This is a genomic window from Pectobacterium cacticida (assembly GCF_036885195.1).
Taxonomy (GTDB): Bacteria; Pseudomonadota; Gammaproteobacteria; order Enterobacterales; family Enterobacteriaceae; genus Pectobacterium; species Pectobacterium cacticida.
This window is the reverse complement of the sequence record NZ_CP133656.1, coordinates 315,252-339,726: the sequence shown is the minus strand read 5'-3', so window position 1 is coordinate 339,726 and position 24,475 is coordinate 315,252. Positions and strand designations below refer to the sequence as shown.

Genomic DNA, 24,475 nt, shown 5'->3' with positions numbered 1-24,475 from the left:
CTTATTCCTCAATTTTACCGCCAGCAGTTTCGATAGCAGCACGAGCACCTTTAGTGACACGCAGACCACGAATCGTTACTGGGCGGATAACTTCACCAGAAAGAATCACTTTTGCAAATTCAATCTGAATGCCAATAACATTAGCGGCTTTTAACGTATTCAGGTCAACGACATCGCCTTCTACTTTTGCAAGATCAGACAAACGGACTTCGGCTGTGATCGCTGCTTTACGAGAAGTGAAACCGAACTTCGGCAAACGACGATACAAAGGCATCTGACCACCTTCAAACCCACGACGTACGCCACCGCCAGAACGAGACTTCTGACCTTTGTGACCACGACCGCTGGTTTTACCCAAGCCAGAACCAATACCACGACCTAAACGCTTCGGCGCGTGTTTCGCGCCTTCGGCCGGAGACAGAGTATTTAAACGCATCTGTTACTCCTCCACTTTAACCATATAGGAAACCGCGTTGACCATACCGCGAACCGCAGGAGTATCCTCACGTTCAACAGTATGTCCAATACGACGAAGACCCAGGCCAAGCAGTGTTGCCTTATGTTTCGGCAGACGACCGATTGCACTACGGGTTTGAGTAATTTTAATAGTCTTAGCCACGGTCATTACCCCAGAATTTCTTCAACGGATTTACCACGCTTGGCAGCGACCATTTCCGGGGACTTCATATTCGCCAAACCATCAATTGTTGCACGAACCACATTAATTGGGTTAGTGGAACCATAAGCTTTAGCTAATACGTTGTGGACCCCTGCAACCTCCAGGACGGCGCGCATTGCACCACCGGCGATGATACCGGTACCTTCGGAAGCTGGCTGCATGAACACACGAGACCCTGTGTGAGCACCTTTAACCGGGTGCTGCAGGGTGCCGTTGTCCAGCGCGACATTCATCATATTGCGACGAGCTTTTTCCATCGCTTTCTGGATTGCTGCTGGAACTTCGCGCGCTTTACCGTAACCAAAACCTACGCGACCATTGCCATCACCCACTACAGTTAGTGCGGTGAAGCTAAAAATACGGCCACCTTTAACGGTTTTAGATACGCGATTTACCGCGATCAGCTTTTCCTGCAGTTCGCCAGCTTGTTTCTCGATGTGAGCCATCTTACACCTCTACCTTAGAACTGAAGGCCAGCTTCACGGGCAGCTTCTGCCAGTGCCTGGACTCGACCATGATATTGGAAACCGGACCGGTCAAAAGAGACATCCTTGATGCCTTTTTCTAACGCACGTTCTGCAATAGCTTTACCAATTGCACTTGCTGCGTCCTTATTACCGGTTGATTTCAATTGTTCAGCGATAGCTTTTTCTACAGTAGAAGCGGCTACCAGGACCTCAGAACCGTTCGGTGCAATGACCTGCGCATAAATATGACGTGGGGTACGATGTACCACCAATCGCGTTGCACCCAGTTCCTGGAGCTTACGGCGTGCGCGGGTCGCACGACGGATACGAGCTGCTTTCTTATCCATAGTGTTACCTTACTTCTTCTTAGCCTCTTTGGTACGCACGACTTCGTCGGCGTAACGGACACCCTTGCCTTTATACGGCTCAGGACGACGATAGGCGCGTAATTCCGCAGCAACCTGACCAATAGCCTGCTTATCTGCACCTTTCAGTACGATTTCAGTTTGGCTTGGACATTCTGCAGTAATACCTGCCGGCAGTGCATGATCTACCGGGTGAGAGAACCCGAGAGATAAGTTAACCACATTGCCTTTAACAGCAGCACGGTAACCAACACCAACCAGCTGCAGCTTCTTAGTGAAACCTTCGGTAACACCGATTACCATTGCGTTCAACAGCGCACGGGTAGTGCCCGCTTGGGCCCATCCGTCAACAAAGCCTTCGCGCGGAGCGAAAGTCAGAACGTTGTCAGCCTGTTTAACTTCAACAGCATCATGGATCTTACGACTCAATTCGCCGTTTTTACCCTTAATCGAAACATCCTGACCGTTGAGTTTTACCTCTACGCCGGCAGGAATGACGACGGGTGCTTTTGCAACACGAGACATTTTTCCTCCCGATTAAGCTACGTAGCAGATAATCTCGCCACCAAGACCAGCCTGGCGAGCTGCACGATCAGTCATAACGCCTTTAGAGGTAGAAACAACGGCGATACCCAAACCAGCCATAACTTTCGGTAGCTCATCTTTTCTTTTATAGATGCGCAAACCTGGACGGCTCACCCGCTGAATGCTTTCCACCACAGCCTTACCTTGGAAATATTTAAGTTCTAATTCCAATTCAGGTTTAGCGTCGCCTTCGATTTTAAAATCTTTAATATAACCTTCTTCCTTCAGCACGTTGGCAATTGCCACTTTCAGCTTGGAGGAAGGCATGGTGACCGCAACTTTGTTCGCGGCTTGACCGTTACGGATACGGGTCAGCATATCCGCGATCGGATCTTGCATGCTCATCTGTCTTTACTCCCGTGATTCAATTGGTGACAATTACCAGCTAGCCTTTTTCAAACCCGGAATTTCACCGCGCATAGCGGCTTCACGGACTTTGATACGGCTCAACCCGAACTTCCGCAGGAAAGCGTGCGGACGGCCAGTTTGGCGGCAGCGATTACGCTGACGAGACGGGCTGGAATCACGCGGCAGAGTCTGCAGCTTAAGAACCGCATCCCAACGTTCTTCGTCGGAAGAGTTCACACTAGAGATAATAGCTTTTAATTCCTCGCGCTTAGCGCGGTATTTTTCAGCCAATTTCACACGAACAACTTCGCGTGCTTTCATGGATTGCTTAGCCATTAGTAACCCTACCTTACTTGCGGAATGGGAAGTTAAAGGCGGCCAATAGCGCACGGCCTTCATCATCGGATTTCGCAGTAGTGGTAATGGTAATATCCAAACCACGCACGCGATCGACCTTATCATAGTCGATTTCCGGGAAGATGATCTGCTCACGCACACCCATGCTGTAGTTGCCACGACCATCAAAAGACTTAGCGGACAAGCCACGGAAATCACGAATACGTGGTACAGCAATGGAAATCAGACGCTCAAGAAACTCCCACATGCGCTCGCCACGCAGAGTCACTTTACAGCCGATCGGATAGCCCTGACGGATTTTGAAGCCTGCAACAGATTTGCGTGCTTTAGTGATCAACGGTTTTTGACCGGAGATTGCTGTTAGATCGGCTGCTGCATTATCCAGCAACTTCTTGTCAGCGATCGCTTCACCAACACCCATATTCAGGGTGATCTTCTCGACCCGAGGGACTTGCATGACAGAATTGTAGTTAAACTCAGTCATGAGTTTTTTAACTACTTCGTCTTTGTAGTAATCATGCAGTTTCGCCATCGTACTACTCCAAATTACTTGATAGTTTCGCTAGTAGATTTAAAGAAACGGACTTTTTTTCCGTCTTCGAATCTAAAGCCTACACGGTCAGCCTTACCAGTCGCCGTATTGAAGATTGCAACGTTAGAAACTTGAATTGCCGCTTCTTTTTCAACGATGCCACCTGGCTGATTCAGAGCCGGAACCGGCTTCTGATGTTTCTTAACCAGATTAATACCTTCAACAATGACCTTACTAGCAGACAGGACATTTTTTACTTTACCGCGCTTACCTTTATCTTTACCGGTTAGCACAATAACTTCGTCATCACGACGGATTTTCGCTGCCATGACTCGCTCCTTAAAGTACTTCTGGGGCTAAAGAGATAATTTTCATGAACTTCTCATTACGCAGTTCACGAGTTACCGGCCCAAAAATACGCGTACCGATAGGCTGTTCGCTGTTATTGTTTAAAATAACGCAAGCATTGCCATCGAAGCGAATGACAGAACCGTCCGGGCGACGAACACCCTTCTTGGTGCGCACCACTACCGCCTTCAGAACATCGCCTTTTTTCACCTTACCACGAGGAATAGCTTCCTTAATGGTAATTTTGATGATATCGCCGACGCCTGCGTAGCGACGGTGCGAGCCACCTAGAACCTTGATACACATTACGCGACGTGCACCGGAATTATCGGCCACATTCAGCATAGTCTGTTCTTGGATCATTTTAGTGCTCCGCTAATGTCAACTACTTTAGGACCCTTTCGGGCCATTAAATACCCCATAATTGAGGGCGCGGCATTATAACACCGCTTCCTTGGTATGGGTAGAAAAAATAAACGGCCCTTCGCAGAGCCGTTTATCATGAGAGATAAGCGAACCACTCTATTACAGAATCGCTTTCTCTACAACGCGAACCAACGTCCAAGACTTAGTTTTGGACAGCGGGCGGCATTCGTGGATTTCAACCACATCACCGATGCCCGCATCATTGTTCTCGTCATGTACGTGCAGCTTAGTCGTACGTTTAATGAACTTACCGTAAAGCGGGTGTTTCACAAAACGTTCGATAACGACAACGATGGATTTTTCCATTTTGTCGCTTACAACACGACCTTGCAGAGTACGGATTTTATCGGTCATTACGCACCCGCCTTCTCAGTCAGTAAAGTCTTAACTCGTGCAATATTGCGACGCACTTGTTTTACCAAGTGGGTCTGTTGCAACTGACCACTGGCAGCTTGCATACGCAAGTTAAATTGCTCGCGGAGCAAGCTAAGCAGTTCAGTGTTCAGCTCTTCTACGCTCTTTTCACGCAGCTCATTTGCTTTCATTACATCACCGTCTTAGTTACAAAGGTGGTTTTAATCGGCAGTTTCGCTGCTGCCAGTTGGAATGCCTCGCGGGCTAACTCTTCCGGCACCCCGTCCATTTCGTACAGGACTTTACCTGGCTGAATCAAGGCAACCCAATATTCCACGTTACCTTTACCTTTACCCATACGAACTTCAAGCGGTTTCTCGGTGATCGGCTTGTCTGGGAATACGCGAATCCAGATTTTACCTTGACGCTTAACAGCACGTGTCATAGCACGACGTGCAGCTTCGATTTGACGAGCAGTCAGGCGACCGCGGCCAACAGCTTTCAGACCGAAAGTGCCGAAGCTCACATCCGTACCCTGCGCCAGACCACGGTTGCGGCCCTTGTGCACCTTACGGAATTTTGTACGCTTTGGTTGTAACATCAGCGACGCTCCTTACTTGCGGCCTTTACGCTGCTGCTTCTTAGGTTGAGCAGCCGGTTTTTCCGGTTGTTCAACGGCAGCCATACCACCCAGGATCTCACCTTTGAAGATCCACACTTTTACACCGATAACACCATAAGTGGTGTGTGCTTCGGACGTGTTGTAGTCAATGTCTGCACGCAGCGTGTGCAACGGTACGCGACCTTCACGATACCATTCGGTACGTGCGATCTCTGCACCACCAAGACGACCGCTGACTTCAACTTTAATCCCCTTAGCACCCAGACGCATGGCATTCTGTACCGCACGCTTCATCGCACGACGGAACATCACACGACGCTCCAGTTGAGAAGTGATGCTGTCAGCAACCAGTTTTGCGTCCAGTTCAGGCTTACGTACTTCAGCGATATTGATCTGAGCAGGCACGCCAGCGATATCCGCGACGACTTTGCGCAGTTTTTCAACATCTTCACCTTTTTTACCGATCACGATGCCCGGACGTGCCGTGTGAATGGTCACACGAATACTTTTGGCCGGACGTTCGATAACGATACGAGAAACGGAAGCTTTCTCCAATTCCTTCGTCAGGTATTTACGAACTTTAAAATCGCTGTCCAGATTGTCAGCGAATTCTTTGGTATTCGCATACCAGGTAGAGTTCCAAGGTTTGACAATACCCAGGCGAATACCATTAGGATGTACTTTCTGACCCATTGCTAGTCTCCAGAGTCTCAGCGATCGGACACAACCACTGTAATGTGGCTGGTACGCTTCAGGATACGATCTGCACGACCTTTAGCACGCGGCATAATGCGCTTCATGCTCGGGCCTTCGTCAACGAAAATTTTCGCAACTTTTAGATCATCAATATCAGCGCCATCGTTGTGTTCTGCGTTAGCAATAGCAGACTCCAGCACTTTTTTAACCAGACCAGCAGCTTTCTTGTTGGTATAGGTCAGAACTTCCAGAGCTTGCGACACTTTCTTACCGCGAATCAGGTCTGCCACCAGGCGGACCTTTTGAGCAGAAGAACGAGCGTGGCGATGTTTAGCGATAGTTTCCATCTCTTCCTCCTACCTTAGCGCTTCTTAGCCTTTTTATCGGCCGTATGGCCGCGATAAGTACGAGTCGGCGCGAATTCACCCAGTTTGTGACCGACCATTTCATCGGAAACAAACACCGGAACGTGCTGACGACCATTATGGACAGCGATGGTCAAACCGATCATGTTTGGAAAGATCGTTGAACGACGGGACCAAGTGCGCAAAGGCTTCTTGTCGCCGCTTTCCACCGCTTTCTCTACCTTCTTCAGCAAGTGCAGGTCAATAAATGGACCTTTCTTGAGAGAACGTGGCATGGTTTATCCTCTAAGATTATTTAGTACGGCGACGTACGATAAATTTATCAGTACGCTTGTTGCTGCGGGTCTTTTTACCTTTGGTCTGAACGCCCCACGGACTTACCGGGTGCTTACCAAAGTTGCGACCTTCACCACCACCGTGCGGGTGGTCGACTGGGTTCATTGCCGTACCGCGAACGGTAGGACGAACACCACGCCAGCGTGCAGCACCTGCTTTACCCAAAACGCGCAGCATATGCTCAGCATTGCCAACTTCGCCCAGGGTTGCGCGGCAGTCAGATTCAACTTTACGCATTTCACCAGAACGCAGACGCAGGGTCACGTAAGCACCATCACGTGCAACGATCTGAACGTAAGCGCCAGCAGAACGTGCCAATTGACCGCCCTTGCCTGGTTTAAGTTCTACGTTATGAACCGTTGAACCTACCGGGATATTACGCATCGGCAGGGTGTTACCCGCTTTGATAGCAGCATCAACACCAGATTGGATCTGATCGCCAACTTTCAGGCCTTTCGGCGCCAGAATGTAACGACGTTCGCCATCTTTATATAGAACCAGCGCGATATTTGCGGAACGGTTCGGGTCGTATTCCAGACGCTCAACAACAGCCGGAATACCATCTTTGTTGCGTTTGAAGTCAACAATACGGTAAGCCTGCTTATGACCACCACCAATATGGCGGGTAGTGATACGACCATTGTTGTTACGGCCACCGGATTTGCTGTTCTTTTCCAGCAACGGGGCATAAGGTTTGCCCTTGTGCAGCTCAGGGTTAACCACTTTAACTACGTGGCGACGACCCGGAGATGTCGGTTTACATTTAACAACTGCCATTGTCTTTCTCCTCCGACTTACTCAGCGCCGCCGATGAAGTCCAGATTCTGGCCTTCTTTCAGGGTGACGTAAGCTTTTTTCCAGTCGCTACGACGACCGATACGCTGTCCGTGACGCTTGACTTTACCCTTAACGACAAGAGTATTTACGTCTTTAACTTCTACTTCGAACAGTTTCTCAACAGCAGCAACAATCTCTGCTTTAGTCGCGTCTTTAGCTACTTTGAGAACGATGGTATTCGTTTTTTCCATCGCGGTAGACGCTTTTTCAGATACGTGCGGCGCGCGCAGTACTTTCAGCAGACGTTCTTCACGGATCATGCCAGCATCTCCTCAACTTGCTTAACTGCATCGGCAGTCATAACGACTTTGTCGAAGGCGATCAGGCTAACTGGGTCGATCGCTGCCACATCACGCACGTCAACTTTGTATAAGTTACGCGCTGCCAGGAACAGATTTTCATCCAATTCACCAGTGATGATCAGTACATCTTCCAGGGCCATGTCTTTCAGTTTCTGAGCCAGCAGCTTGGTTTTCGGCGCTTCTACAGAGAACTTCTCGACAACGATCAGACGATCTTGACGTACCAGTTCGGACAGAATGCTTTTCAGCGCGCCACGGTACATCTTTTTGTTAACTTTCTGACTGTGATCTTGTGGCTTTGCGGCGAAGGTTACACCACCGGAACGCCAGATCGGGCTCTTAACAGAACCGGAACGTGCACGGCCAGTTCCTTTCTGACGCCATGGTTTTTTACCAGAACCAGTGACTTCAGCACGCGTCTTCTGAGCGCGAGTACCTTGACGGGCACCTGCTGCATAAGCAACAACAACCTGATGTACCAGCGCTTCGTTAAAATCACGACCGAAGGTAGTTTCGGAAACAGTCAGCGCGCTTTGCGCGTCTTTCAATACTAATTCCATTGCTATCTCCTCACGCCTTCACAGCTGGTTTAACGATCAGGTCGCTACCGGTTGCTCCCGGAACAGCACCTTTAACCAGCAGCAGGTTACGCTCAGCGTCAACACGCACCACATCTAAGCTCTGAACAGTGACACGTTCATTACCCAGTTGGCCTGCCATTTTCTTGCCTTTGAACACTTTGCCCGGAGTCTGATTCTGACCGATGGAACCCGGAACGCGGTGAGACAAGGAGTTACCGTGAGTCGCATCTTGAGTACGGAAGTTCCAGCGCTTAACTGTGCCAGCAAAACCTTTACCTTTAGATGTACCAGTAACGTCTACTTTTTTAACGTCTGCGAAAATTTCAACACTAATGCTTTGACCCACAGTGAACTCTTCGCCTTCAGACAGACGGAATTCACGCAGAGTACGGCCAGCTTCTACGCCAGCTTTAGCAAAGTGACCTGCTTCTGGTTTGGTAACACGGTTTGCTTTTTTAGCACCGGTAGTTACTTGCACAGCGCGGTAACCGTCGTTAGCCAAGTCTTTAACTTGAGTGACACGGTTTGCTTCAATTTCGATAACAGTTACAGGGATAGACACGCCGTCTTCAGTGAAGATACGGGTCATACCCACTTTTTTACCGACTAAACCAATCATTGTTTCAACCTCTCAATCGCTCAATGACCTGATTAACCCAGGCTGATCTGCACGTCTACACCAGCAGCCAGATCCAGACGCATCAGAGCATCAACGGTTTTCTCGGTTGGCTCAACGATGTCAACCAGACGCTTGTGAGTGCGAATCTCATACTGATCGCGCGCGTCTTTATTAACGTGCGGAGAAACCAGGACGGTAAAGCGCTCTTTGCGAGTCGGCAACGGGATCGGACCACGAACTTGCGCACCAGTGCGCTTAGCAGTCTCGACGATTTCCGCAGTTGATTGATCAATCAAGCGGTGATCAAACGCTTTCAGACGGATACGGATTCTTTGGTTCTGCATGAGACCAGAGCTCCAATTATTTATAAACGTAAAAAATTACTCCTCACACCCATTTCGATTGATGGGGGAGTGTAATCGTTAGCACATAACCTCCAAATCGGAGGTATTGTTGGCATTCGTTAACGCATAATGCCGCTGTAAGTCGATATACCACACAATAATGTGTGCAATATTTAACAAAACAGGCCTATCTTAATTCAGATAGGCCCGCGCATTATACGCAAATTTGTTCAGTAAGCAATCGCTCATTACAGGTATTGTGTCTACTGTAGTTGCGCCTGAAGGTAATTCGATAATCCGAGACGAGCGATCAACTCAAGCTCTGTCTCTATCCAATCAATATGCCCTTCTTCATCCGCCAAGATCTCAATTAGCAGATCGCGACTGACGTAATCGCGCACCGAATCCATATATGCAATCCCTTCGCGCAAATCCTTAGCCCCCTCCAATTCCAGCAGCAGGTCGGAACGCAGTATCTCTTCTACGTCCTCGCCAATATTGAGCTTACCGAGATCTTGCAAGTTGGGGATGCCTTCCAGAAAGAGGATACGCTCGATGTACCGATCAGCGTGTTTCATCTCATCGATAGATTCATGGTATTCATGCTGGTCAAGACGTGTTAACCCCCAGTTTTTAAACATGCGGGCATGTAGAAAGTATTGGTTGATAGCAACCAACTCATTACCTAGTAACTTATTTAAATGTGATATGACTTTTTTATCGCCTTTCATGACAGTGCTCCTCCGCCCCAAGTATTAAAAGTGTAGAGCCGTAAGGAGTAGAGTCAATGAAACAACCTACATTTAGTATGGTTTAATGTATAAGTGGCATTAGGCTACATCTGAGATTTGTGATAGCAAAGCTTGTTCTTCTTCCATAATCAGGCGAGCTTGGCGAATACATCTACCACAATCGCTGCCAATTGGCATCAAGTGACGTAATTGATTTAGCGATTTAGGTTGATGCTGGTGAACAGCGTGTCGAATAACTTTATCGGAAATTGCATTACAAAGGCAGACATACATATGAAATAACTCATTCTCTCAATTGCGGCTCTGCATACCTCAATGTTGCCTCTGGCCGCTTAGCAGTTGCAAAAGGTAATTAACTTTCAGCGGACTAGAGTCTAAATAAGAATGATTTTTATTTCAATTACAGTTTTGTCAACGCTATAAAAAAGGACACCGAAGTGTCCTTTTTTGCAACATCGCGTTGTTACTTAATTCCTTGAGAATTAAGCGATAACTTTAGAAACAACGCCCGCACCTACAGTACGACCGCCTTCACGGATGGCGAAACGCAAACCGTCATCCATCGCGATTGGGTGGATCAGAGTAACAACCATTTTGATGTTGTCGCCCGGCATTACCATCTCTACACCTTCTGGCAGTTCGATGGTGCCCGTTACGTCAGTGGTACGGAAGTAGAACTGCGGACGATAGCCTTTGAAGAACGGCGTATGACGACCACCTTCATCCTTGCTCAGGATATACACTTCTGACTCGAACTGCGTGTGCGGCTTGATAGAACCCGGCTTAGCCAGTACCTGACCACGTTCGATTTCTTCACGTTTAATACCACGCAGCAGAACACCCACGTTCTCGCCTGCACGACCTTCGTCCAGCAGTTTGCGGAACATTTCTACGCCAGTACAGGTAGACTTCGCGGTGTCCTTGATACCCACGATCTCTACTTCTTCGCCAACTTTGATAACACCGCGTTCTACACGACCCGTTACCACAGTACCGCGACCAGAAATGGAGAAGACGTCTTCGATTGGCAACAGGAAAGGTTTGTCAATCGCACGTTCTGGTTCTGGGATATAGGAATCCAGGTAGCCAGCCAGTTCAATGATTTTTTCTTCCCACTGGGCTTCGCCTTCCAGCGCTTTCAATGCAGAGCCACGCACGATCGGCGTGTCATCGCCTGGGAAGTCATATTGAGACAGCAGTTCACGCACTTCCATCTCAACCAGTTCCAGCAGCTCTTCGTCATCAACCATGTCGCATTTGTTCAGGAACACGATGATGTACGGAACGCCTACCTGACGGCCCAACAGGATGTGTTCACGCGTTTGCGGCATCGGGCCGTCAGTCGCGGCAACAACCAGGATTGCGCCATCCATCTGCGCCGCACCGGTGATCATGTTTTTCACATAGTCGGCGTGTCCCGGGCAGTCTACGTGTGCGTAGTGGCGTGTCGGGGTGTCATATTCAACGTGAGACGTGTTGATGGTGATACCACGCGCTTTTTCTTCCGGCGCATTATCAATCTGATCGAATGCACGGGCAGCACCACCGTAAGTTTTAGCCAGGACGGTAGTGATTGCAGCGGTCAGCGTCGTTTTACCATGGTCAACGTGGCCGATAGTACCGACGTTGACGTGCGGTTTTGTACGTTCAAATTTTTCTTTAGACACGGCGATATTCCTTACTATAGCGCTCTCACCTTCAGGAGAGAGCGCGGGATTTTGGTTTTAACCCTGTGGCTTATTTACCACGGGCTTCAATTACGGCCTGAGCAACGTTGTTCGGCGCGTCATCATACTTTAGGAATTCCATAGAGTAAGAAGCACGGCCTTTGGTCAGAGAACGCAGCTGAGTTGCATATCCGAACATTTCAGATAGCGGGACTTCAGCGTGAATCACAACGCCAGTCACGTTGGATTCTTGTCCCTTGAGCATACCACGACGACGGCTAAGGTCACCGATAACGTCGCCAGTATTCTCTTCCGGCGTTTCTACTTCAACCTTCATGATCGGCTCAAGCAGCACAGGTTTGGCTTTCTTAAAACCATCTTTGAAGGCAATAGCAGCGGCCAGTTTAAACGCCAATTCCGAGGAGTCAACGTCATGGTAAGAACCAAAGTGCAAACGTACGCCGAGATCAACGACCGGATAGCCTGCCAGCGGCCCTGCTTTCAATTGTTCCTGAATACCTTTATCAACGGCCGGGATATATTCACCAGGAATTACCCCACCTTTAATATCGTTGATAAACTCGTAGCCCTTCGGATTCGAGCCTGGTTCCAACGGATACATATCGATCACAACGTGGCCATACTGACCGCGACCGCCTGACTGCTTGGCGTGTTTACCTTCAATATCGGTAACTTTCGCACGAATCGCTTCACGATAAGCAACCTGAGGTTTACCCACGTTTGCTTCAACATTGAATTCACGCTTCATACGGTCGACGATAATGTCGAGGTGCAGTTCACCCATACCCGCGATGATAGTCTGATTAGACTCTTCATCAGTCCATACGCGGAAAGACGGGTCTTCCTTCGCCAGACGACCGAGTGCCAGACCCATTTTTTCCTGGTCTGCTTTAGTCTTCGGTTCTACGGCGATAGAAATTACCGGTTCTGGGAATTCCATACGTTCCAAAATGATAGCGTTGTCAGGATCACACAAGGTGTCACCCGTCGTGACGTCTTTCAGACCGATAGCCGCTGCGATATCACCTGCGCGAACTTCTTTGATCTCTTCACGCTTATTGGCATGCATCTGAACGATACGACCAAAACGTTCACGAGCTGATTTCACTGGGTTCAGCACCGTGTCGCCAGAATTAACCACACCGGAATACACACGGAAGAAGGTCAAGTTACCTACGAATGGGTCAGTTGCGATTTTGAACGCCAGTGCAGCAAATGGCTCGTCATCACTAGCATGACGCTCAGCCGGAGTATCTTTGCCGTCGTCCAAAATACCGTTGATCGCAGGCACGTCAACCGGTGATGGAAGATAATCAATCACCGCATCCAGCATCGCCTGAACACCTTTGTTTTTAAAGGCGGAACCACAGGTTACCAGAATGATCTCATTGCTTAGAACGCGCTGACGCAGAGCTTTTTTAATCTCTTCCTCAGTCAGTTCTTCACCGCCCAGATATTTCTCCATCAACTCTTCAGAAGCTTCGGCGGCGGATTCAATCAGATTTTGGTGCCATTCATCAGCTAACTCCTGCATATCAGCCGGAATATCTTCATATGTGAAGGTCACGCCCTGATCGGCATCATTCCAGTTGATCGCTTTCATTTTCACCAGATCAACAACACCGGTGAAACCTTCTTCAGCACCAATTGCCAGCTGTAACGGAACAGGATTCGCGCCCAAACGGGTTTTAATCTGACCAACAACTTTTAGGAAGTTAGCACCCATGCGGTCCATTTTGTTTACGAACGCAATGCGTGGAACTTTATATTTGTTTGCCTGACGCCATACGGTTTCAGACTGTGGCTGAACACCACCAACTGCGCAGTAAACCATCACCGCACCATCAAGTACACGCATGGAACGCTCTACTTCGATAGTGAAGTCAACGTGTCCCGGAGTATCAATGATGTTTACGCGATGCGGTTCATACTGCTTGGCCATGCCAGACCAGAATGCCGTCGTCGCTGCAGAAGTGATAGTAATACCACGTTCCTGCTCCTGTTCCATCCAGTCCATGGTAGCCGCGCCGTCGTGGACTTCACCGATTTTATGGTTTACACCGGTGTAGAACAGAATACGTTCAGTAGTCGTGGTTTTACCGGCGTCGATGTGCGCACTGATACCGATATTACGGTAGCGTGCGATGGGTGTTGTACGAGCCATTTGTATCCTCTATATACTAGGGCGTTCAATTTAGTTAACCCAAGCGGGTCGGCTATTTTTGGCGCCCGCTTGGTTAGCATGACTACAACGAAGGGATTACCAACGGTAGTGAGCGAACGCCTTGTTGGCTTCAGCCATACGGTGAACGTCTTCACGTTTCTTAACAGCAGTGCCTTTGTTTTCTGCTGCATCAGAAAGTTCGTTCGCCAGGCGCAGAGCCATAGATTTATCACCGCGTTTACGAGCAGCTTCTACGATCCAACGCATTGCCAGAGCATTACGACGAACCGGACGGACTTCTACTGGTACCTGATAAGTAGAACCACCAACGCGACGGGACTTAACTTCGACAGTCGGGCGAACGTTGTCTAGTGCTACTTCAAAGGCTTCCAGATGATCTTTACCAGAACGCTGAGCCAGGGTCTCCAGCGCGGTATAGACGATTGCTTCCGCAGTAGATTTTTTACCATCTACCATCAGAATGTTGACAAATTTGGCCAGAAGTTCTGATCCGAACTTTGGATCTGGCAGAATTTTACGTTGACCAATAACACGACGACGTGGCATGGAAATACTCCGTTGTTAATTCAGGATTGTCCAAAACTCTACGAGTTTAGTTTGACATTTAAGTTTAAACGTTTGGCCTTACTTAACGGAGAACCATTAAGCCTTTGGCTTCTTCACGCCGTATTTGGAACGGGATTGCTTACGGTCTTTAACACCTGAGCAGTCCAGCGCGCCACGAACGGTGTGGTAACGCACACCTGGCAGGTCTTTAACACGACCGCCACGGATCAGGATCACGGAGTGCTCCTGCAGGTTATGACCTTCACCACCAATATAGGAGGTTACTTCAAAACCATTAGTCAAACGAACACGGCATACTTTACGCAGCGCAGAGTTCGGTTTTTTAGGGGTGGTGGTATATACACGGGTACATACACCACGTTTCTGCGGGCAGGCTTCCAGCGCCGGAACGTTGCTTTTAGCAGCCTTCAGGGAGCGTGGTTTGCGTACCAGCTGGTTAATTGTTGCCATTAAAAAAGCTCCTGGGTTTTGCTTCGTAAACACGTAATAAATCGTCTCATGCTCGCGCAAGGCAAAGTATGAGGACGCGGAATTTTAGGGCTGGCAGTGGAAGGAGTCAAGAAATAGTCAAAAATTCAGCATTACCACGCCAATTGCTGCGGATGAATCACCGTCAGTTGAACAAAATCATTATAGTCGATGAGCGCGACACTGCATGAAATTTGTTCAGTCATCCCCCTCGCTACTACATCTGGCCGGAGTGCATAGAGAGTAACGTTTGAATCAAGTAGACGATGAATAATATTCCCGTTCTTCAACGCAGCAATGACCCCATCCTGCAATAAGACTAAGACATCTGTAGGATCTAAACTACGCAGCAGGACATCCAAATCGGCGTAATAAGGGGAACATGAGAGTGTATGCAGCATAAGCCGAAAGATCCGTCATTAAAATGAAAGGATAGAATGATAGCTCGCCAACTTGTTACGCCAGTCCTCCGGCGCTAATAACTCTGCCTTTAAAACCCAGTCCGTGTCGATAGGCAGACCGCGCTGGCGCACGGACGTTTCGCACAGATAACAACAGTCGATATCGTACAGCGGTAACACGCCAAACGTAGCGATGTAATTACGCATCAAAATCCGGTCTGGCTGTTGCTGAGGCAGCAATTGAAGTATGCCATCGCCAACAAAAAACACGCCAATTTCTTCCGTCAGTGCTGACATTGCCAGTAGCGCATCCAGCCCTTCTCGCCCGGAAGCGCTCCCATGCGGCGAATGGGTAAAAACAAAGGCAACTCGCTTCATAACGCCACCTAAAACTGAATAACTCGATCGCAGGTCAACACCGATTGCGCCAACTCACCCAGCCCACTCAGAACAAACCCGGGTTGTAGATTCGCGCCGGCAAGATTGAGCTGAACGGCTTGCTGTGCATCTGTCACACCGCGGCGCAAAGCGGCAGCGACGCAAACATTCAGCGCCACCTGATGCATTTCCGCCAACTGCTGCCAGGCACGTACAAGGTCAAACTCATCCGTAGCCGGTGAAGTCAGTTGATTGGCATTCAATACACCTTCCCGATAGAAGAACACACTTTTCAGTTGATGCCCCTCAGACAGCAGCGCCTGCGCAAATTGCAAGGCACTGCTCGCTTGCTGTGTGCCATAAGCCGGGCCAGTCACCAGCAAACAATACGTTAGCATCAGCGCTCATGCCCAGCGAAGTCACCGCTTTTGAACTGGCGTATATAAAGATAGACGGTGTGTTTAGAGATATTGAGGCGCTCAGCGACCTGGTTAATCGCATCTTTAATATCGAAGATACCTTTCTCATAGAGACTGAGGACGATTTGACGATTCTTCGCGTTATTGGAAACGTTACGATCCCCATTGACCTCCTCGATCGAAAACTCCAATGTTTGTGCGACAAGATCGTCAACCGATGACGCAAAGTTTACGGAAGAGGCGACATCGTGCGTTTCAGGTGGAATAAAGGTCTGTATGATCTGGGAAAACGGCACATCCAGGTTAATATTGATACACAGCAGCCCAATCACTCGTTGATCGCGGTTACGAATGGCGATTGTGACTGATTTCATCAATACCCCGCTCTTAGCGCGGGTGAAATAGGCTTTCGACACGCTGCTATCTTCACCGGCCATATCATGCAACATGCGTAATGCAAGATCGGTAATCGGTGAACCAATTTTTCTGCCGGTATGCTCCCCATTAGCAATACGTACGGCAGAACATTTCAGATCTTCTAGCGAATGCAGCACAATCTCACAGTGCTCGCCAATCAGCATGGCTAAACCATCAACTACCGCTTCATACGATTTTAGGATCTCATAGTCCGTTTGGCTAAACGGCCGTTCATCAAGCAAATCGAGTTCATATGATTCGCCAGACACAAGCAAATTAGACATGGCAGACACCACCTTCAACGTCACTATCTCCTAAATAATTCGAGCTGCGTGATTAAACGTTAGCGCTTTAAACAACGCCCCGCGTTGGCTCTTTAATGAGCCTTGTCACGCGGCAACCACGCAGACTCCAGATAGCTTACCTTGGTAATCTATCTGGAGAGTAAAAGACGGCCAACACACAAGCAGCTTGAAATATAAAGGGTATATTTATTTTATATAGACTGGAAACATAGTTTAGCAAATGTCACACCACCCGTCCCTGAATTTAACGGATAACCCTCTTGAGGGCTATTCATACTGGCGCAGACAATAAAAGCAGCAACAGAATAGCCTCGTCACTATTCTTGCCTCTTGCCGCATAAGCATGCAGCTGGCGTTACACTTCTATCTCCGCCTTATCCCCTTTTTCTTGCAACCAGTTACGGCGATCTTCCGCACGTTTCTTTGCGAGCAGCATATCCATCATTGCTATCGTCTGATCGATTTCTTCTTCATTAATAGTCAACTGCACCAAACGCCGAGTATTTGGCGCCAGTGTGGTTTCACGTAGCTGTAACGGGTTCATTTCACCCAAACCTTTAAAGCGCTGAACATTCGGCTTGCCTCTTTTACGTTTAAGCAACTCCAGTACGCCCGCTTTTTCCTCTTCGTCCAGCGCGTAATAAACCTCTTTGCCGAGGTCGATACGATACAACGGCGGCATCGCAACATAAACATGCCCATTCTGAACCAGAGCGCGAAAATGACGGACAAATAATGCGCATAACAGCGTTGCAATGTGCAAACCATCGGAATCCGCATCTGCCAGAATGCAGATTTTACCGTAACGTAGTTGGCTGAGATCGTCGCTATCGGGATCGATACCGATCGCCACTGAAATATCATGTACCTCCTGCGAAGCCAGAACCTCATCGGAGGAAACTTCCCAGGTATTCAGTATTTTACCTTTCAGCGGCATGATCGCCTGAAATTCACGCTCACGCGCCTGCTTAGCCGATCCTCCTGCCGAATCCCCTTCTACCAGAAACAACTCCGTTCGGTTAAGATCCTGCGAGGTACAATCCGCCAGTTTGCCCGGCAATGCTGGTCCGCTGGTCAACTTTTTGCGCACCACTTTTTTGGCCGCGCGCATCCTACGTTGAGCACTAGAAATCGCTAACTCAGCCAGTTGCTCTGCTGCTTGCACGTTCTGGTTCAGCCATAGACTGAACGCATCTTTTACGACGCCGGACACAAATGCGGCGCACTGGCGAGAAGAGAGCCGTTCTTTCGTCTGCCCGGCGAATTGGGGTTCCTGCATTTTTACCGACAGCACATAAGCACAGCGTTCCCAGATGTCATCTGCACTCAACTTTACACCACGCGGCAAGATATTACGGAATTCGCAGAATTCCCGCATCGCATCCAGCAACCCTTGCCGCAAGCCGTTAACGTGCGTTCCGCCCATTGGCGTCGGAATGAGGTTAACGTAGCTTTCCGTCAATAATTCTCCGCCCTCTGGAAGCCAAAGTAGCGCCCAGTCGACAGCCTCCGTATCGCCCGTAATCGACCCCAAAAACGGTTTTTCCGGCAGCGTGATCAAGCCGTTTACCGATTCGCATAAATAGTCATTCAGACCATCCTGATAACACCAACGTTGCTCGGTGTTATTCACGTTATCTTTAAAGACGATTTCCACACCGGGGCATAAGACTGCTTTGGCCTTCAGCAGATGCGTCAAACGGGAGACCGAAAAACGAGGGCTGTCGAAGAATTTCACATCCGGCCAGAAATGCACACGCGTTCCTGTATTGCGACGTCCACAACTCCCCGTAATGGTAAGATCCTGTACCTTCTCACCATTTTCAAACGCGATGTCATAGACCTGCCCATCACGTTTCACCGTGACTTCAACACGGGTTGACAATGCGTTCACCACGGAAATACCGACGCCGTGCAAACCGCCCGAAAACTGATAGTTTTTACCAGAAAATTTACCACCAGCGTGCAAACGACACAGAATGAGCTCAACGGCAGGCACGCCTTCTTCCGGGTGGATATCCACCGGCATGCCGCGCCCATCATCAATGACTTCCAGCGACTGATCGGCATGCAGAATGACATCAATACGGCGTGCATGGCCAGCCAAAGCCTCATCAACGCTATTGTCTATGACCTCTTGCCCCAAATGGTTGGGTCGCGTGGTATCGGTGTACATTCCCGGACGACGGCGTACCGGTTCCAGGCCGCTGAGTACTTCAATCGCATCAGCGTTATAACTTGATTGAGCCATAGTTTGCGTTAATTCTTTGAGTTCAGTGAATGGGATTAACGAGTCGCGAGATCGTTTTCAATCCATCATACATAAGTGGAGGTTCAGTCTGTCGTAAGCCCTAAAAAGTTCACTATCGGCGTGAAAAAGCGTTCGAACCCGACAAAGGCATGACTGCCTCCTGACTCCACCGTTTGACGGCAAGCCGTGTAATACGCGACTGCCTGACGATAGTCTAGGATCTCATCCCCCGTCTGCAACAGCAGCCACAGCAAATCCGGCGCTTCCAGCGGCTCAATCTGCATGACTTTCAGATCGTATACGTGTCGCGACTCTAGCACATATCGTTCGCCCGTATAGGGGTTATGGTATTCGCCCAAATGATCCAACAGTAGTTCAAATGGCCTTACCGCAGGGTTCACTACCACGGCTGGTAGCATAAAACACTGAGATAACCAAGTGGCATAATAACCACCGAGAGAGGAGCCAACAATACCTACCGGACGACCCGCTCGCGCCATAATCAACGATTCCATCATTTCAGCAGCTTCCGCCGGATAAGGCGGAAGCTGTGGAACCACCATATCGATGTTAGGATGCCGTTCTGCCAGCCACCTTTTCAACGCAGTAGCTTTCGCCGACTGGGGCGTGCTGTTGAAACCGTGTAGATAAAGAAGTGTTGGCATTAGTAACCGTCCGAATCCATATCAGGCAGGAATTCACTGCCCGACAAACGATGAACCTCCGTTTCTAGTCGCCCATCCGGCAGCAAATCCAGGTAACGCCATCCTGGAGCCACTTCATCAATGGTAAAATTGGTGCAATGCGGTTTGAACTGAACGCAGGTCGAGGGCGTCGCCAACAAACGTCGGCCGTGCCAGTCAACATCCATCTCCTGATGAATATGCCCACATAGCACAGTATTGACCTTCGGATAGCGTTCCAATATTACAGACAGATTATGCGCGTTACGTAGACTGTGTTGATCGAGCCAGGTACAGCCTGAAGGATGGGGATGATGATGTAACAGCAATAACGTAAAACGTTCAGACTGACTTTTCAGGCTACGATCCAGCCATTCAAGCTGATATTCGCTCAACTCACCATACGGGACACCGAATACCTGGCTATCTAACAAGATAATCTGCCATTTGTCGCCGAGCAGGACATGCTTGGATGGCGCAATACCAGCCTCAGCCAATGCATCAACCATTGCAGGCTGGAAATCGTGGTTGCCCGGAAGCCATACGCATGGAGCAGGGAGCTGTGCAATACCGTGCGAGAAATGATGATAAGCTTGCAGCGTATGATCCTGCGCCAAATCACCCGTCGCTACGATTAAATCAAACGCCTCCTGTCTGGCCTTGATTGCATCCAGCACCGCGTGATAACTGCGATAGGTGTTGATACCCAACAGAGTCTCATGCTCGCCCGCAAAAAGATGGGTATCTGTTATTTGTAAAATTCTGACTCTGGCGCCACTCGCCACAGGCAGTGTCAACAGGCTTTCCAAATGGTGTCCTTGGTTACGTAAAACTGTCTTTACCCGTCATCTTCCAAATTGAGGAATACGCTAATTGCCCTTAATGGTTTGGCTATTGTCGTCCCACGTCTTGAAATCTATTGGGTATCGAAAACCGGTATCGACATCGCACCATACGCCAAACAATACTTAAGCCAATCAGCAAGAAACTGATTAATTTGATGCTTTTCGTCACGTTGATGTAACTTCTTATTAGGATAATCATAACGCGCTTTAAAGCGAAAGATCTGCTGACTAGCACACACTTCCGCAACCAATGCGTCATGATACAACCTTACGCTCATCATTGGCAGACTCCAGTAGCTAACGGCGGGCACCGTCTGCTTGATTTCGACCAATGAGGTGTAACGGGTAGACTCAAGAATTGTCAACTGATAAGCCGCATTATTGACGTGATAAACCACAATTTCGCCGATTTCATCCGTTTTTGGCAACAGGCGTCGCAATTGCATGAAATTGGTTTCACACAGCCTCATCATGGCTGGGAAATCCGGCGTATAACGTTTCATCTATATCAATCCACCCATAATTCACCCTAACCACGCACGCTTTAATTCTTCATGGTGCAACGCCAACCATTGCAAGGCAATGACAGACGCGGCGTTATCAATAATCCCCGCTTCAACCCATTGATAACTTTGTTCACGACTTACAACATGCACGCGAATGTCTTCATTTTCTTCCACCAGGCCGTGAACCCCTTGCGCTGAGCGGGTATCGACCTCGCCGACCATTACAGCCAGACGTTCACTGGTGCCGCCAGGGCTGGCAAGATAGCTAATGATGGGGCGACAGCGCCCAATGCGTAACCCAGCCTCTTCCTGGGCTTCACGCCGCGCGACGTCTTCGTGGCTCTCGCCGGGTTCAATCATGCCTGCCACCAATTCAAACAACCAGGGTGACTCGCTGGTGTCATAGGCTGCAATACGAATTTGTTCTATCAAAACGATCTCATCGCGAACCGGATCGTAAGGCAGCAACACCACCGCATGACCACGCTCAAAGATCTCACGGCTGACCTCGCCGCTCATCCCACCATTAAACAAACGATGGCGGAAACGATAACGCGCCAGCGAAAAAAAACCGTCGTACAACGTTTCTCGTGCAATAATTTCTACATCATCTTTGGTAAAAGTCGTTTGGCCGGATACGGTAGACGTCATAGCTGGGCCCCTGTAACAAGTATTCACGGAATACGGTATTGTAGGGCGTAATCCGCTGTCATTATACTTGTCGTTGCTTTTCATTTATTAGGTATGCCATTTACAGCCGGAATAAGTGACCCCACCTGTGGGCGTAAGCCACCTCGAACCATTCAGTCGGTCAGTTAGCCCGATTATTTGGACAGACTTGGCGAAAAGATGGCACATTAAGCTACCCTATCCTATTGGCAGATTCTGATAGAATCGACGATTATTCGTTTACTGACAACGTTACCATAGCGAGATTGCTGCATAACAAGGAATGCAAATGAAGAAATTGCTCCCTCTTCTTGTTGGTCTAAGCCTGGCCGGGTTTAGCGCCATGAGTCAGGCAGAAAACCTGCTACAGGTCTACCAACAGGCAAAAAGCACCAACCCTGATTTACGCAGCTCTGCGGCAACCCGCGACGCGGCATTTGAGAAAATCAACGAGGCGCGTAGCCCGTTGTTACCGCAGCTAGGTTTAGGGGCTGACTATACCTATAACAAAGGCTATCGCGATAATAAAGGCGTTAATAGCAACGTCAAAAGCGCTTCGCTGCAATTAACGCAAACCTTATTCGATATGTCTAAATGGCGCGCGCTGACGTTGCAGGAAAAACAAGCGGGTATTGAAGACGTCACCTATCAGACCGCTCAGCAGAATTTGATGTTAAACACGGCAACCGCCTACTTTAATGTCCTGCGTGCGATAGACTCGCTCTCTTATATCAATGCACAGAAACAGGCAATTTATCGCCAGTTGGATCAAACGACGCAACGTTTCAACGTCGGTTTGGTTGCCATTACCGATGTCCAAAACGCTCGTGCGCAATATGACAGCGTGCTGGCCAATGAAGTCCTTGCTCGTAATACATTGGATAACGCACTGGAATCACTGCGTCAGATTACCGGTAATTTTTACTCTCAGTTAGCCAGCTTAAACATCACCCGTTTTTCCACGCAGAAACCTGAAGCAGTTAACAACCTGCTGAAAGAAGCGGAGAACCGTAACCTAAACCTGTTGTCTGCCCGGTTAAGCCAGGATTTGGCTCGTGAGCAAATTCGCTCGGCAGAAACCGGTTATATGCCAACGCTGGATCTCACCGCATCGACGGGCGTGAGCGATACCCGTTATTCCGGTTCACGGACGAATAATGGCAACTTCAACAGTACCGATACTGACGCGGGGCAACACAAGATCGGCATCAATTTCACGCTACCGATCTACAGCGGCGGTGCAACAAATTCCCAGGTGAAACAAGCGCAGCACAGTTACGTCAGCGCAAGTGAGCGACTGGAAAGCGTGCACCGTTCTGTTATCCAGACAGTGCGCTCATCGTTTAACAATATCTCTGCGTCTATCAGCAGCATCAACGCTTACAAGCAAGCTGTCGTGTCTGCACAAAGCTCTCTGGATGCGATGGAAGCCGGTTATCAGGTTGGAACACGCACCATCGTTGATGTATTAAATGCGACGACCACGCTATATAACGCAAAACAGCAGCTTTCCAGCGCTCGTTATGACTATTTAATCAATCAGTTAAATATCAAATCCGCTCAGGGCACGTTGAGTGAAGCCGATCTGCAAGCGCTGAATGCGTCACTGGGTCAACCCGTCTCGACTACACCGGCGGTAACGAATGACGGCGCTCCGTTAGTCACGACCGCATCTGCATCGCGCTAACTCATGCGGTTTTTCCGATACGCCAGGGAACAATGGTTCCCTGGATCTATTGAAAACGTGCGCGAACAGTTGCGAAGAGAGTAATGACGCACTCATATCACTATGCAACAGCCATACTCTTTTCTGTCCACAGGGAGATAAGCGGCGCTTAGAGCCTGTCCCAGTAGGCGTCATTGTCGCAGTCAGTTTGGTCACGGACAGCGTGCAAAAATCGGAGCGTACACGGAGTACGTGAGGATTTCGAGCACTGCCCAAGGCTAAAATGGCAAGTAAAATAGCCCTAATGGGATATCTTAATGTATAGCAACGTAAAGCCCCCTGCCATGACGCTTAATGCTGCTTTAAATCCAAGCAACGTTCCCCTATTCTTAGGCTCACTTATTCGATATCACAACAATGTTTCGCTCTGGGATAAATATGATGAAACGTACAAAAAACATTAATCAGGAAACGTTCCGCAAGGCGTGGCGGACGCCCCGTCTGGCACCTGTCGCTCTGGCCGTCAGCGCCGTATTCTTCCTGGCCGGCTGTGAACAAACCGACGAAACCGTCTCTCTTTATCAAAACGCTGACGACTGTTCGGCAGCCAACCCTTCCATGAGCGCGCAGTGCACTACTGCGTACAATAATGCGCTAAAAGAGGCAGAAAAAACGGCACCTAAATACGCGACAAAAGAGGACTGCATTGCCGAATTTGGCGAAGCACAGTGCGTTCAAACGCCAGCGCAGGCCGGTATGGCAGCGGAATCGCAACAGGGTGGCGGTATGTCCTGGATGCCATTGATGGCTGGCTACATGATGGGGAGAATGATGGGCGGTGGGGCCGGTTTTGCACAGCAACCGCTATTTAGCCCAAAGACACCAGCCAGCCCTGCTAATGGCCAGTTCGTTGATGCTGCGGGCAAAAACTATGGTAACGCAACGACAGGCCGCACGATGACCGTGCCGAAAACCGCACTGGCGCCAAAACCTGTGACAACCTCTACGATTACGCGTGGTGGCTTTGGTGAAACCGTCGCCAAACAAAATAGCATGCAGCGCAGCAGCACCAGTTCAAGTTCTTCCCATCGTAGCATGGGTGGCTGAGGCAT

The 24,475-nt window shown here is 49.1% G+C and carries 38 protein-coding genes; 2 read left to right on the top strand and 36 right to left on the bottom strand.

Going from position 1 to position 24,475, the window contains the following annotated elements; translation table 11 throughout:
- Position 1 precedes the first annotated feature (1 nt).
- From rplO to nudF, 36 genes are all read right to left on the bottom strand, one after another.
- On the bottom strand, positions 2 to 436 hold the full coding sequence (gene rplO / locus RFN81_RS01585; protein WP_264497490.1) for a 50S ribosomal protein L15: 435 nt from the start codon (positions 434 to 436) through the stop codon (positions 2 to 4).
- Between the two features lie 3 nt (positions 437 to 439).
- Positions 440 to 619, bottom strand: a complete 180-nt coding sequence (gene rpmD / locus RFN81_RS01580) for a 50S ribosomal protein L30 (protein ID WP_004846568.1) — start codon at positions 617 to 619, stop codon at positions 440 to 442.
- Between the two features lie 5 nt (positions 620 to 624).
- Complete coding sequence (gene rpsE, locus RFN81_RS01575) at positions 625 to 1,125, bottom strand: 30S ribosomal protein S5 (protein WP_264497489.1); 501 nt, start codon at positions 1,123 to 1,125, stop codon at positions 625 to 627.
- Between the two features lie 14 nt (positions 1,126 to 1,139).
- Positions 1,140 to 1,493: a 50S ribosomal protein L18 gene (gene rplR / locus RFN81_RS01570; protein ID WP_264497488.1), complete on the bottom strand. Its 354-nt coding sequence runs from the start codon at positions 1,491 to 1,493 to the stop codon at positions 1,140 to 1,142.
- A 9-nt stretch (positions 1,494 to 1,502) separates the two neighbouring features.
- Complete coding sequence (rplF, locus tag RFN81_RS01565; RefSeq protein ID WP_264497487.1) at positions 1,503 to 2,036, bottom strand: 50S ribosomal protein L6; 534 nt, start codon at positions 2,034 to 2,036, stop codon at positions 1,503 to 1,505.
- Between the two features lie 12 nt (positions 2,037 to 2,048).
- Positions 2,049 to 2,441: a 30S ribosomal protein S8 gene (gene rpsH, locus RFN81_RS01560; protein WP_264497486.1), complete on the bottom strand. Its 393-nt coding sequence runs from the start codon at positions 2,439 to 2,441 to the stop codon at positions 2,049 to 2,051.
- 33 nt (positions 2,442 to 2,474) lie between these two features.
- Entirely contained in the window at positions 2,475 to 2,780 is a 306-nt protein-coding gene (gene rpsN, locus RFN81_RS01555; RefSeq protein WP_034917480.1) for a 30S ribosomal protein S14, read from the bottom strand.
- 13 nt (positions 2,781 to 2,793) lie between these two features.
- Complete coding sequence (rplE, locus tag RFN81_RS01550; RefSeq protein WP_011095504.1) at positions 2,794 to 3,333, bottom strand: 50S ribosomal protein L5; 540 nt, start codon at positions 3,331 to 3,333, stop codon at positions 2,794 to 2,796.
- 14 nt (positions 3,334 to 3,347) lie between these two features.
- Entirely contained in the window at positions 3,348 to 3,662 is a 315-nt protein-coding gene (rplX, locus tag RFN81_RS01545; RefSeq protein ID WP_264497485.1) for a 50S ribosomal protein L24, read from the bottom strand.
- A gap of 10 nt (positions 3,663 to 3,672) precedes the next feature.
- Positions 3,673 to 4,044: a 50S ribosomal protein L14 gene (gene rplN, locus RFN81_RS01540; RefSeq protein ID WP_000613954.1), complete on the bottom strand. Its 372-nt coding sequence runs from the start codon at positions 4,042 to 4,044 to the stop codon at positions 3,673 to 3,675.
- A 162-nt stretch (positions 4,045 to 4,206) separates the two neighbouring features.
- Positions 4,207 to 4,461 carry a 30S ribosomal protein S17 gene (gene rpsQ, locus RFN81_RS01535; RefSeq protein WP_264497484.1) on the bottom strand — a complete coding sequence of 85 codons (255 nt, stop codon included), beginning with the start codon at positions 4,459 to 4,461 and terminating at the stop codon, positions 4,207 to 4,209.
- Positions 4,461 to 4,652: a 50S ribosomal protein L29 gene (rpmC, locus tag RFN81_RS01530; RefSeq protein ID WP_264497483.1), complete on the bottom strand. Its 192-nt coding sequence runs from the start codon at positions 4,650 to 4,652 to the stop codon at positions 4,461 to 4,463. The genes rpsQ and rpmC overlap by 1 nt, the downstream gene beginning before the upstream one ends.
- Positions 4,652 to 5,062 carry a 50S ribosomal protein L16 gene (rplP, locus tag RFN81_RS01525; RefSeq protein ID WP_005970273.1) on the bottom strand — a complete coding sequence of 137 codons (411 nt, stop codon included), beginning with the start codon at positions 5,060 to 5,062 and terminating at the stop codon, positions 4,652 to 4,654. Before rplP ends, rpmC begins: the two co-directional genes overlap by 1 nt.
- Before the next feature lie 12 nt (positions 5,063 to 5,074).
- Entirely contained in the window at positions 5,075 to 5,776 is a 702-nt protein-coding gene (gene rpsC / locus RFN81_RS01520) for a 30S ribosomal protein S3 (protein ID WP_005970274.1), read from the bottom strand.
- A gap of 17 nt (positions 5,777 to 5,793) precedes the next feature.
- Positions 5,794 to 6,126, bottom strand: coding sequence for a 50S ribosomal protein L22 (gene rplV / locus RFN81_RS01515; RefSeq protein WP_180743836.1), 333 nt, complete (start codon positions 6,124 to 6,126; stop codon positions 5,794 to 5,796).
- Between the two features lie 14 nt (positions 6,127 to 6,140).
- Positions 6,141 to 6,419, bottom strand: a complete 279-nt coding sequence (rpsS, locus tag RFN81_RS01510; RefSeq protein WP_013204132.1) for a 30S ribosomal protein S19 — start codon at positions 6,417 to 6,419, stop codon at positions 6,141 to 6,143.
- Positions 6,420 to 6,435: 16 nt separating this feature from the next.
- Positions 6,436 to 7,257 (bottom strand): 50S ribosomal protein L2, encoded by an 822-nt coding sequence (rplB, locus tag RFN81_RS01505; protein WP_264497482.1) that lies wholly within the window; start codon positions 7,255 to 7,257, stop codon positions 6,436 to 6,438.
- Between the two features lie 17 nt (positions 7,258 to 7,274).
- Entirely contained in the window at positions 7,275 to 7,577 is a 303-nt protein-coding gene (gene rplW / locus RFN81_RS01500) for a 50S ribosomal protein L23 (RefSeq protein ID WP_005970277.1), read from the bottom strand.
- Positions 7,574 to 8,179: a 50S ribosomal protein L4 gene (gene rplD / locus RFN81_RS01495; RefSeq protein ID WP_264497481.1), complete on the bottom strand. Its 606-nt coding sequence runs from the start codon at positions 8,177 to 8,179 to the stop codon at positions 7,574 to 7,576. The genes rplW and rplD overlap by 4 nt, the downstream gene beginning before the upstream one ends.
- A gap of 10 nt (positions 8,180 to 8,189) precedes the next feature.
- Positions 8,190 to 8,819 (bottom strand): 50S ribosomal protein L3, encoded by a 630-nt coding sequence (gene rplC, locus RFN81_RS01490; protein WP_010304941.1) that lies wholly within the window; start codon positions 8,817 to 8,819, stop codon positions 8,190 to 8,192.
- A 32-nt stretch (positions 8,820 to 8,851) separates the two neighbouring features.
- Entirely contained in the window at positions 8,852 to 9,163 is a 312-nt protein-coding gene (gene rpsJ, locus RFN81_RS01485) for a 30S ribosomal protein S10 (RefSeq protein ID WP_118785242.1), read from the bottom strand.
- A 263-nt stretch (positions 9,164 to 9,426) separates the two neighbouring features.
- Complete coding sequence (gene bfr, locus RFN81_RS01480; protein WP_264497480.1) at positions 9,427 to 9,894, bottom strand: bacterioferritin; 468 nt, start codon at positions 9,892 to 9,894, stop codon at positions 9,427 to 9,429.
- Positions 9,895 to 9,993: 99 nt separating this feature from the next.
- Positions 9,994 to 10,188, bottom strand: coding sequence for a bacterioferritin-associated ferredoxin (gene bfd, locus RFN81_RS01475; protein ID WP_264497479.1), 195 nt, complete (start codon positions 10,186 to 10,188; stop codon positions 9,994 to 9,996).
- A 209-nt stretch (positions 10,189 to 10,397) separates the two neighbouring features.
- Positions 10,398 to 11,582 carry an elongation factor Tu gene (gene tuf / locus RFN81_RS01470; protein ID WP_264496896.1) on the bottom strand — a complete coding sequence of 395 codons (1,185 nt, stop codon included), beginning with the start codon at positions 11,580 to 11,582 and terminating at the stop codon, positions 10,398 to 10,400.
- Positions 11,583 to 11,652: 70 nt separating this feature from the next.
- Positions 11,653 to 13,767: an elongation factor G gene (gene fusA, locus RFN81_RS01465; RefSeq protein ID WP_264497478.1), complete on the bottom strand. Its 2,115-nt coding sequence runs from the start codon at positions 13,765 to 13,767 to the stop codon at positions 11,653 to 11,655.
- A 96-nt stretch (positions 13,768 to 13,863) separates the two neighbouring features.
- Positions 13,864 to 14,334, bottom strand: coding sequence for a 30S ribosomal protein S7 (rpsG, locus tag RFN81_RS01460; RefSeq protein ID WP_009111198.1), 471 nt, complete (start codon positions 14,332 to 14,334; stop codon positions 13,864 to 13,866).
- Positions 14,335 to 14,430: 96 nt separating this feature from the next.
- Entirely contained in the window at positions 14,431 to 14,805 is a 375-nt protein-coding gene (rpsL, locus tag RFN81_RS01455; protein WP_005969567.1) for a 30S ribosomal protein S12, read from the bottom strand.
- Between the two features lie 131 nt (positions 14,806 to 14,936).
- Positions 14,937 to 15,224 carry a sulfurtransferase complex subunit TusB gene (tusB, locus tag RFN81_RS01450; RefSeq protein ID WP_264497477.1) on the bottom strand — a complete coding sequence of 96 codons (288 nt, stop codon included), beginning with the start codon at positions 15,222 to 15,224 and terminating at the stop codon, positions 14,937 to 14,939.
- Between the two features lie 18 nt (positions 15,225 to 15,242).
- A complete protein-coding gene (gene tusC / locus RFN81_RS01445) occupies positions 15,243 to 15,602 on the bottom strand; it encodes a sulfurtransferase complex subunit TusC (protein ID WP_264497476.1) in 360 nt (119 codons plus the stop codon).
- A gap of 8 nt (positions 15,603 to 15,610) precedes the next feature.
- On the bottom strand, positions 15,611 to 16,000 hold the full coding sequence (tusD, locus tag RFN81_RS01440) for a sulfurtransferase complex subunit TusD (RefSeq protein WP_264497475.1): 390 nt from the start codon (positions 15,998 to 16,000) through the stop codon (positions 15,611 to 15,613).
- Positions 16,000 to 16,722 carry a helix-turn-helix transcriptional regulator gene (locus tag RFN81_RS01435; protein WP_264497474.1) on the bottom strand — a complete coding sequence of 241 codons (723 nt, stop codon included), beginning with the start codon at positions 16,720 to 16,722 and terminating at the stop codon, positions 16,000 to 16,002. Before RFN81_RS01435 ends, tusD begins: the two co-directional genes overlap by 1 nt.
- 376 nt (positions 16,723 to 17,098) lie before the next feature.
- On the bottom strand, positions 17,099 to 18,994 hold the full coding sequence (gene parE / locus RFN81_RS01430; protein WP_264497473.1) for a DNA topoisomerase IV subunit B: 1,896 nt from the start codon (positions 18,992 to 18,994) through the stop codon (positions 17,099 to 17,101).
- 83 nt (positions 18,995 to 19,077) lie between these two features.
- Positions 19,078 to 19,659, bottom strand: a complete 582-nt coding sequence (yqiA, locus tag RFN81_RS01425; RefSeq protein ID WP_264497472.1) for an esterase YqiA — start codon at positions 19,657 to 19,659, stop codon at positions 19,078 to 19,080.
- A complete protein-coding gene (gene cpdA / locus RFN81_RS01420) occupies positions 19,659 to 20,486 on the bottom strand; it encodes a 3',5'-cyclic-AMP phosphodiesterase (RefSeq protein ID WP_264497471.1) in 828 nt (275 codons plus the stop codon). Before cpdA ends, yqiA begins: the two co-directional genes overlap by 1 nt.
- Positions 20,487 to 20,593: 107 nt before the next feature.
- Positions 20,594 to 21,025: a DUF1249 family protein gene (locus RFN81_RS01415; RefSeq protein ID WP_264497470.1), complete on the bottom strand. Its 432-nt coding sequence runs from the start codon at positions 21,023 to 21,025 to the stop codon at positions 20,594 to 20,596.
- Between the two features lie 21 nt (positions 21,026 to 21,046).
- Positions 21,047 to 21,679 carry an ADP-ribose diphosphatase gene (gene nudF / locus RFN81_RS01410; protein ID WP_264497469.1) on the bottom strand — a complete coding sequence of 211 codons (633 nt, stop codon included), beginning with the start codon at positions 21,677 to 21,679 and terminating at the stop codon, positions 21,047 to 21,049.
- A 307-nt stretch (positions 21,680 to 21,986) separates the two neighbouring features.
- On the opposite strand from nudF, the gene tolC reads away from it, so the two are divergent.
- Positions 21,987 to 23,384, top strand: coding sequence for an outer membrane channel protein TolC (tolC, locus tag RFN81_RS01405; RefSeq protein ID WP_264497468.1), 1,398 nt, complete (start codon positions 21,987 to 21,989; stop codon positions 23,382 to 23,384).
- 420 nt (positions 23,385 to 23,804) lie between these two features.
- On the top strand, positions 23,805 to 24,470 hold the full coding sequence (locus tag RFN81_RS01400) for a DUF1190 family protein (RefSeq protein ID WP_264498844.1): 666 nt from the start codon (positions 23,805 to 23,807) through the stop codon (positions 24,468 to 24,470).
- Positions 24,471 to 24,475: the final 5 nt, after the last annotated feature.